Genomic DNA, 1,980 nt, shown 5'->3' with positions numbered 1-1,980 from the left:
GTGGTGGCGGCCATGGTGGGCTACAGCCTGGCCCGGCTTTTGGGGCCGGTGGTGGTAGACCGCTTTGTGAGCGAGCCGGTTCGTCGCAAGGTGGAGGCCCATGTGGAGCGCTACGGGCCTTGGGCGATTGTGGCGCTGCGCTTTTCCTTGGTGGTGCCCACCGACAGCGTGAACTTTGTGGCCGGGCTGGTGCGTATGCACCCCCTGAAGTTTTTCCTGGCCACCGCGCTGGGGGCCGCCCCGGTGGCGGTGGTGGTGGCCTGGCTTGGCTCAGACTTTGCCCGGCTGGGGCCCTTTTTGCTGGCGGCGGGGCTGCTGGGGTTGCTGGGGCTGGTGGCCTGGATTCTCTACGACCGGAACAGGGCCCGGCGAGGCTCACCCCAGCAGGGCCTCCATCCCCTCAACAGCCCCTATGGGCAAGGCGCAGTCGGCCAGCCGGGTAAGGGGAGTGGGCTCGGGGTTAATCTCGATGAGGTAGGCCCCACTCAGGTGAGCGATGCGGCCCAGGCTGGCCGCGGGCTCCACCTCGGCGCTGGTGCCGATGACGAGGGCCACCTCGGCCTGGGCAAAAGCCCGCTCCGCCCGCTCGAAGGCCCCAGGAGGTAGGAGCTCACCGAACCAGACCACGTCCGGCCGGCCCCGGGCCCCGCAGGCCGGGCAGGTGGGTGGAGGGGTGAAGTGGGCTGGGTCGGGCAGGGGAAAGCGCTCTTGGCAGGTTTCACAGCGGCCCCGGGCAATGTTTCCGTGGAGCTCCACCAGCCGCTTTGAGCCGGCCCTAGGGTGCAGCCCGTCCACGTTCTGGGTCACCAGCAAAAAGCCCTCGCCCTTCTGCTCTTCCAGTTCCACCAACAGGGCGTGGGCCCGGTTGGGCTGGGCCTGCATAACGTTTTTGTAGCGCCAGGCGTACCACTCCCAGACCTTCTGGGGGTTTCGCGCGTAGGCCTGGGGGGTGGCGTACTCCTCGGGGTCAAAGTCCTTCCAAAGCCCCGCCGCGTCGCGAAAGGTGGGGATGCCCGAGGGCTTAGAGATGCCTGCCCCGGTTAGGACAACTACCCGCTGGGCGCTTTTGAGGCGGGCTCGAGCCGTGCGCAAGCTATCCATAGCAAAAGTGTACGCGCCCGCAGGCCTTCGTAGAATACATACCGGAGGTTCTATGCGCCTTTTCACCTCTGAGGCCATGCGCGAGGCCGACCGGAAGGCGGTGGCCCTGGGCTACCCCAGCCTGCTCCTGATGGAGGCGGCCGGGCGAGGGGTGGCCGGCTGGCTGCGGCGCTGGTTTACCAGCCGGAAGGCGATGGTCCTAGCGGGGAAGGGCAACAACGGGGGGGACGGCCTGGTGGCGGCCCGCTGGCTGGCCCACTGGGGCCAGGCGGTGGAGGTGTACGCCGCTGAAGGGCAGGAAGGGGATGCTGGGGTGGCCCGGCGGGCCCTGGAGGCCCACGGCCTTCGGGTGCGGCCCCTTTCCGACTGGCGGCCCGAGGTCCACGCGGTGGTGGTGGACGCGCTGTTTGGCACGGGGCTGAGGGGGCCGTTGGAAGGCCCCTATGCGGAGCTGGTGGAGCGGCTGAATGCCTCCGGGCTGCCGGTGGTCTCGGTAGACCTGCCCTCGGGTCTGCCCTACGCACCCCATGTGCGGGCCCACCTGACCGTGGCCCTGGCCGGCCTGAAGCACGAGCACCTTTTCTATCCCCACCGCACGGCCTGCGGGCGGGTGGTGCTGGAGCCCATCGGCATGCCAAAGGAAGCCCTAGAGAACCCCGCCCTTCCCGAGGTTTTGCACTCTGCGGCCATGCGGGCCCTGCTCCCCCAGCGGCCGGGGGATGCCCACAAGGGCTCGGTGGGGCGGGTGCTGGTGGCGGGCGGGTACCGCACCTACACCGGTGCCCCCAGCCTGGCCGCGCTGGGGGCCTACCGGTCGGGGGCGGGGCTGGTCACGGTGGCCTACCCGGAGGGCTGCGAGGTGCGCCCGCCCTTGGAGGC

Annotated in this window: 2 protein-coding genes and 1 pseudogene; 2 read left to right on the top strand and 1 reads right to left on the bottom strand. The window is 69.8% G+C overall.

The genetic code is table 11. From position 1 onward, the window contains the following. Nucleotides 1-12: 12 nt before the first annotated feature. A pseudogene (locus Mlute_RS16320) lies at nt 13-261 on the top strand (VTT domain-containing protein); the annotation flags it as partial. 114 nt (nt 262-375) lie between these two features. Here the strand turns inward: Mlute_RS16320 and Mlute_RS15125 are convergent. After that, nucleotides 376-1,101: an SIR2 family NAD-dependent protein deacylase gene (locus tag Mlute_RS15125; RefSeq protein ID WP_119361332.1), complete on the bottom strand. Its 726-nt coding sequence runs from the start codon at nt 1,099-1,101 to the stop codon at nt 376-378. Nucleotides 1,102-1,153: 52 nt separating this feature from the next. Between Mlute_RS15125 and Mlute_RS15120 the strand changes: the two genes are divergently transcribed. Continuing rightward, nucleotides 1,154-1,980, top strand: an 827-nt coding sequence (locus Mlute_RS15120; RefSeq protein ID WP_119361331.1) for an NAD(P)H-hydrate epimerase, incomplete at its 3' end; no start/stop codon positions are given.

The organism is Meiothermus luteus (assembly GCF_003574085.1).
Classification (GTDB): domain Bacteria; phylum Deinococcota; class Deinococci; order Deinococcales; family Thermaceae; genus Meiothermus; species Meiothermus luteus.
The sequence above is the reverse complement of the archived record's forward strand: the minus strand, read 5'-3'. Positions and strand labels throughout refer to the sequence as shown.

Bases quoted from the DNA above. Each gene is read 5' to 3' on its own strand.
- Mlute_RS15125 (WP_119361332.1), bottom strand. From the start codon at position 1,101: ATGGATAGCTTGCGCACGGCTCGAGCCCGCCTCAAAAGCGCCCAGCGG.